At 58.5% G+C, this 6,693-nt stretch carries 5 protein-coding genes; 2 read left to right on the plus strand and 3 right to left on the minus strand.

The features are described 5' to 3' along the window. Positions 1 to 262 (minus strand): thioesterase family protein (locus A3754_RS10030; RefSeq protein WP_197468605.1); only part of this gene is annotated, 262 nt, incomplete at its 3' end. A gap of 466 nt (positions 263 to 728) precedes the next feature. Here A3754_RS10030 and A3754_RS10040 point away from each other — a divergent pair. Both A3754_RS10040 and A3754_RS10045 read left to right on the plus strand, forming a co-directional pair. Continuing rightward, positions 729 to 1,655, plus strand: coding sequence for an oxidoreductase (locus tag A3754_RS10040; RefSeq protein ID WP_063519562.1), 927 nt, complete (start codon positions 729 to 731; stop codon positions 1,653 to 1,655). A 161-nt stretch (positions 1,656 to 1,816) separates the two neighbouring features. After that, positions 1,817 to 3,538, plus strand: a complete 1,722-nt coding sequence (locus A3754_RS10045; protein ID WP_063519563.1) for an alpha/beta hydrolase — start codon at positions 1,817 to 1,819, stop codon at positions 3,536 to 3,538. A 5-nt stretch (positions 3,539 to 3,543) separates the two neighbouring features. Here the strand turns inward: A3754_RS10045 and A3754_RS10050 are convergent, their stop codons facing one another. Beyond that, on the minus strand, positions 3,544 to 4,140 hold the full coding sequence (locus A3754_RS10050) for a peptidoglycan binding protein CsiV (RefSeq protein WP_063519564.1): 597 nt from the start codon (positions 4,138 to 4,140) through the stop codon (positions 3,544 to 3,546). 252 nt (positions 4,141 to 4,392) lie between these two features. Then, the coding region (gene mfd, locus A3754_RS10055) for a transcription-repair coupling factor (protein ID WP_063519565.1) at positions 4,393 to 6,693 on the minus strand (2,301 nt) is incomplete at its 5' end.

Below are 6,693 nucleotides of genomic sequence, written 5' to 3' on the forward strand. Positions count from 1 at the left end.
TGTTAAAATCCATCAGCCCCACTCCAAATTGCAAATCGTCCTGCGCAAAGCTCTCTGCACGATAACTGGCTACCAGGTCGGTCACCACAATGCGCTCCTGGCTGTAATCGATATCGCAGAAGAATCGGTAGCGAGCTTCGGAAAGCAGCGAAATCATCTGATCATTGCCCACATGTTTACCGGTATTCAGGTCGGTCATGCGCACGTTGATGGTGTGGGTATAAAGAAACTGCTCGGGCAAATCGAGTTTGACGCGCGCCATGGGAGGAAGCTCCGGTGGAGTGGGGGAGGGGGCTTATTTTAGGTTCTTCGCGGGTTAGAGTGAAGAATACGCTATTTGCCGTTTGATGGGTTTATCACGAATACCCGGCATTTTGCCGAACGCTCGACGCCGGATGTCTGACGTAAAACCCCATGGCCTGAGAGGTTGTCGTTATTACGGCATCCTGCTTTTAGGGGCACTTTGAAGAAGGGCCAGGGTCATGATTCAGGCAATTGTGAGTAAGGCATTTTGCGCAGAGAGCATGGCGGCCAAGCTTTTCAGGTTTTGAATGCAAGCGTCTGTCATCTGGCATTTGGCGTCCAGCGGTTGCCAGGGCGGGAGAATGTGACAAGTTCTGATACTGCCGGTTGCCTGGATTGGCCTGATTAATTGGCCCAACAGGAACGTGCTACCGTTCTGGCGACGGCGAACAATACTGCCAACATCCATAAACCAAGGACGAGCCATGGCTAAATCCAGCTGGCGCCCAGCACATATTCCTGACCTTACCGGCAAGACCATAGTGGTCACCGGTGCCAACAGTGGTATTGGCCTGGAAGCGGTGAAGCTGTTTGCCGCCAACGGTGCAGAGGTGATCCTGGCATGCCGGAATACGGCCAAGGCGGAAGCAGCGGTGGAGCAGGTCAGAGAACGGACTCCAGATGCCAGGTTGATTGTCATGTCGCTGGATCTGGCGGATCTGGCATCGGTAAAGGCGTTTGTTGTGGCGCTGAAAGAACGTATCAGCACGCTGGATATTCTGCTCAACAACGCGGGCTTGATGGCGCCGCCGCTACAGCGCACCAAGGATGGCTTTGAAATACAGTTTGGGACCAATCATCTCGGGCACTTCGCGCTTACCGGTCCCTTGCTTGATCTGCTGGACGCGGCGCCGGCCCCGCGCATCGTGCAGATCTCCAGCCTGGCGCACCGTAGCGGAAAGATTATGTGGGGGAATCTCAATGCGGAGAAGCGTTATTCCCGCTGGCCGTTCTATTGCCAGAGCAAGCTGGCCAATCTGATTTTTGCCAAGGATCTGCACCGCCGTTTGCGCAAACGCGGCTCAAACATTCAGGTAATGGCAGCCCATCCTGGCTACTCGGCGACCCATCTGCAGGACACCATTCCCGGCGGCGGGCTGTTCAACAAATTTATGGCCCAGCCGGCAGAGATGGGCTGCCTGCCGGGGGTGATGGCGGCCACCAGCGATGATGTGATTTCCGGAGGCTATTACGGCCCGGATGGAAAAATTCTCGAGCTGCGAGGCTACCCGGCACAGGCCTTTGCCCGAAAAATCACGGATAACGAAGGCCTGGCGCAACGGTTATGGGACGAGTCCGAACGGCTCACGGGAGTTCGCTACCTGAATACACAAGGAGAGGACGAAGCATAAGCCGTGATGTTTGAAAGGCGTGCCGGCAGCTATGTGGTCGAAGATACTGGCACGTTGCCAGTCCCTCCCACGCTTCAGGATTCCCTTTTCATCTCCTTTTGGTTGCCGCTTACCAGGTCCCTGCCTATGCTATTTCATGGCTAACCGAATCGGGGACGGTTTTGAAAAACGACAATGATGCGTTGATCGGCAAGATCTATGAAACCGCGTTATCCCCGGGCGACTGGGTCGAACTGCTGGATACCATTGCCGGTTGGACGGAGGTAGAAGAGGGCTTCCCCATCGAGCAGGGGGCTGCAGAATCGGCCCTGGTGCCTGGCCCGGCACCGCGTCGTGCAGAAGTGGAAGGCCTGATTTCGCACCTTGAGCGAGCTGTACGCTCCAGCTCCTATATGCATGCGCTGGAAGACCGCACCAACGTGCTCAATGCCATGTACAACCAGATGCCCTGGCCCATGCTGATGCTGGGTGAGCAATTGCAGGTGCTGGAATCCAATCCGGTGGCGCAGCAGGTGCTGGCGGATGGACCTGTCCAGCTGCGCGCAAACGGCACCTTGAGTATTGCGGACAGGGAACTGAAACAGGCTCTGGAGCGGGTAAACCGGCTCGCGGAAGGGCGAGATACGCAGCTGCTCACCTCGCCTCAGGACGGCATTTCTTTGTTGTGCCTGCCGGTGCAAAAATCGGATGCGCCCGGGTCGATCGCCCAGGTGCGCACTATCGTCTGGGTGCTGGCGGGGCACAGCGTAGTGACACCATCGCCAGAAATGCTGCGCTCCGTGTTCAGTATCACGGAAGCAGAATCCCGGTTGTTACACCTTCTGTGCAAGGTTGGAAATCTCCAACAGAGCTCGCAATTGCTGAACATCAAGATCAGCACTGCCCGCAGCCAGCTGAAATCGGTTATGGGAAAGCTCAACATCACCAGCCAGGTGCAGCTGGTTAGCCATGCCATGGGGCATGCGCTGGTGCAGGCTGCCCGCTTGCCCCGACTGCAGGATGAAGACGAAGAATACACCGTCACCCTTGCGGATGGGCGGGTGTTGAGCTGGTACGAATACGGTGACCCCAAAGGCAGGCCGGTCCTGACGCTGGAGAATCAGGGCGCCTCAATGCCTGATCATACCGTGTTTGAAGACTGGTACCGTGAGCGAGGCCTGCGAATGATTTTGATCGTCCGGCCCGGCTATGGCATTTCCACCTACAAGCGTAATTACCAGTTCAAGGATCTTGGCCGGGATATCCAGTTTTTGTGTGAGCACCTGCATATCCGCAAACCGCCCATGGCGGCGTACTGTGGTGGTGGGCCTTATGCGCTGTGCGCCGCGGCGCTCTATCCGGAGCTGTTCGACCGGTTAGGCCTGCTGAGCACGACGCTGGCGGGAGATCACCTGGAGCTGGACAAGCTGGAACCCATTCATCGGATGAGCCTGCAGATTTCCCGCCGCGATCCTCGCCTGTTCATGTTGGTGGGACGGCTGGGGGTGCGTGGGGTACAGAAGGCCCCGGAACGCTTCTACAAGATGCTGGCGCGGGGCATGTCAGCGTCGGACCAGGCGGTATTCAACAATCCTGATCTGCTGGCGCGGACCATCAAGCGGACTCGTCGAGGCCATTTTCAGGGCGCGCGCATCATGATGGAGGAGTACCTGAATCATCTCAAACCCCTGGGGGTGGATCTCAAGCAGATTACCGTGCCGATCCTGCAGTGGCACGGTGAAACCGATGGCATTATTTCCATTGATGGGGCGCGTCACCTTGCCGCAGATTTACCGAACGTGCAGTTTCGCAGTTTCCCCGAACAGGGGCACTTTATGATCTACGAACTGTGGCAGGATTTTTTGACCGAGCTGCTGGAACTGGATGCTCCTGCGTCGGCCTGAGGTGTTCAGGCCCGCGTAATGCGGACCAGCATGCCGAACAGGGCATGGTCGAAATAGTACACCTGGTGGCCCGCAAGGCGTCGCTTCTCGTCAATGTCCACGTACAGGCGCTCGCCGTTACTTTCCGTGTTAAACCAGATCTGTGGTGTCACATGGAGGTAGCGGGATTTGCTGAACTGCAGGGTGCCTTCCAATTCCGGTATTTCACCGTCTGCCGTGGGCAGTGTCTGCCCGCCGCGCACATAGACCGGCAAGGTCTTCGCCTTGCTGCCGATGGGCTGCTCCCAGGCGGCATGATACAGCTCGCGGTAGTCGCCGGTGCCTTCCATGCGTTCCAGCATATAGCGAAGCACTTCGTCATCCTGGGACAACGGTTGCCAGGCGCCCCGGGCAATGGCATCCGGGTCGGCCATCTCGCTGGCTTCCGGTTGGCCAATGGGCACGGCCTGTGAGGCATAGTGAGGCTGCAGACCGGTGGCCCAGATTTCTTCACTGCTGGCGTTGTTTTGAGCAAACACCAGCACTTCCACTTTGTACCAGCTTTGTGCGATGGCGGTGTTGCCAAACAGGACCAGAACAACCAACAGTAAAGCGCGATGCATTGAACACTCCTTGTTTCGCCTTATAACGCCGAATGCATAACGCACGACGCCGGATGCCTAAACCCTGACCCCAAGATCAAAACCCTGTTTTCCGGTTTTATTGCATCTGGCGTCATGCGTCTGGCGTTTAATATGGGTGCCGACTATACCCCAATCAGCCAGGATTGCTCACGGGCGATGGGGCGATCGGCACGGATTTTGTGACAAGAGTGCGATTTGAGCCGCTCTCCGACGCGCTGGCTGAATGGGTATTCAGCCAGCGGCGCCTGTCTGGATACTTTGGGCCGCGAGGCGCGTGAGCAGTTCCTGCACCACCTGAATACGTTCTTCCGCTGTCTCGCTGTCTTCCACAAAGCGCAGGGCGTTGGCACCTTCCAGCTTGAAGCGGTTGGGGCCGGACTGGACCAGTTTGACAATGGTGAGCGGGTCCACCGGGGTGCGCTCGCCGAATTCCAGTTTGCCGCCGGTGGCGTGGGCGTCCAGGCGGATAATGCCCAGCCGCTCTGCCTGCTGGCGTAGCTCGGTAACGGCAAACAGGTTTTTCACCGGCTCTGGCAGCAGGCCAAAGCGGTCGATCATTTCTACTTGTAGTTCTTTCAAACCCGCACGGGTTTTGCAGCCGGCGATGCGCTTGTAGAGCGTGAGGCGGCCGAACACATCCGGCAGGTAGTCTTCCGGGATCAATGCGGGAATGCGCAGGTTCAGCTCCGGGCCACCGCTGAGCGGCTTTTCCACGTCCGGCTGTTCGCCGCGTTTCAGCGCTTCCACTGCTTGCTCAAGCATTTCCATGTAGAGGCTGAAACCGATGGTTTCGATATTGCCGTGCTGCTCTTCGCCGAGTAGCTCGCCAGCACCGCGAATTTCCATGTCCTGGCTGGCGAGCATAAAGCCGGCACCCAGGTCGGTGGCTTGCTCGATGGCTTCCAGCCGTTTGATGGCGTCCTTGGTCATCACCTTGGGGCTGGGGGTGATCAGATAGGCGTAGGCCTGGTGGTGGCTGCGGCCCACCCGACCACGGAGCTGATGGAGCTGGGCCAGGCCAAGCTTGTCGGCGCGATCGATGATGATGGTGTTGGCGCTGGGCACATCGATACCGGTTTCGATGATGGTGGTGCTCACCAACACGTTGAAACGACGGTGGTAGAAGTCGCTCATTACCGCTTCCAGTTCCCGCTCGCGCATCTGACCGTGGGCAATACCCACACGGGCATCAGGAACCAGCTTGCGGATGTCCGCGGCGGTTTTCTCCATGGTGTCGATATCATTGTGCAGGTAATACACTTGCCCGCCCCGCAGCAGTTCACGCAGCAGCGCTTCCTTGATGGCGGTATCGTTGTGCTGCTGCACAAAGGTCTTCACGGAGAGGCGTTTTTGCGGCGGTGTGGCTATGATGGAAATATCGCGCATGCCGCTCATGGCCATGTTCAGGGTGCGCGGAATCGGGGTAGCGGTAAGGGTGAGAATGTCACACTCGGCACGCATCTGTTTCAGGCGTTCCTTGTGGCGCACCCCGAAGCGGTGTTCTTCGTCGACAATAATCAGGCCCAGATTGTCGAAGGCCACGGTTTCCTGGAGCAGCTGGTGGGTGCCCACCAGAATATCCACCTTGCCTTCCTTCAGCCGTTGCAGCACCTGGGTCTTTTCCTTGGCACTGCGGAAACGGGACAGCACTTCGATATTCACCGGCCAGTCGGCAAAACGGTCAGTGAAGGATTCGTAATGCTGTTGGGCGAGCAGGGTGGTGGGGACCAGTACGGCCACCTGGGTCTGATTTTCCACGGCCACGAAGGCGGCGCGCATGGCCACCTCGGTTTTGCCGAAGCCCACGTCGCCGCAGACCAGCCGGTCCATGGGCTGGCTGGATTGCATGTCCGCAACCACAGACGCAATGGCGGCCTGCTGATCCGGGGTCTCCTCGAAGGGAAAGCCGGCGCTGAAGCGATCGTAGTCGTTCAGGTCCACATCGAACTGGCGGCCTTCACGGGCCTCGCGGCGGGCGTAGGTGTTAAGCAGTTCGGCGGCCACATCATGGATTTTTTCGGCGGCTTTCTGGCGGGCCTTGGTCCATTGCTCGGTGCCCAGGCGGTTCAGTGGCGCGGTGTCGCCGCCACCGTAACGGCTGATCAGGTGCAGAGAGGAAACCGGCACATAGAGCTTGTCGCCGCCGGCGTATTCCAGCAGCAGGAATTCGTGTTGCTGGCGGTGCACTTCCATGTGGGTGAGGCCGAGATAGCGGCCCACGCCGTGTTCCAGATGGACCACGGGGGAGCCCACGGTCATTTCCCCCAAAGAGCGGAAGGCCTGTTCGGCGGCGCCATCGTCGCTGCTGGATTTACGGCGCCGGCGTTGCAGCACCCGTTCGCCGTACAGATCGTTTTCAGTGACCACTAACAAGGCGTGTTCCGGGGCGTAGAAACCGGCGTCCAGCTCGCCCCGGGTCAGGCTCCAGCGCGCCGGGTTGGCGATGAAGTCCGGCCAGTTGTCTTTCATGGCCGGCTGGATCTGAATTTTCTGCATCAGCTCCAGCAGCGCTTCCCGTCGCCCGGCGGTTTC

The organism is Alcanivorax sp. HI0083, from assembly GCF_001635175.1.

Bases quoted from the DNA above. Each gene is read 5' to 3' on its own strand.
- A3754_RS10040 (WP_063519562.1), top strand. From the start codon at position 729: ATGGCTAAATCCAGCTGGCGCCCAGCACATATTCCTGACCTTACCGGC.
- A3754_RS10050 (WP_063519564.1), bottom strand. From the start codon at position 4,140: ATGCATCGCGCTTTACTGTTGGTTGTTCTGGTCCTGTTTGGCAACACC.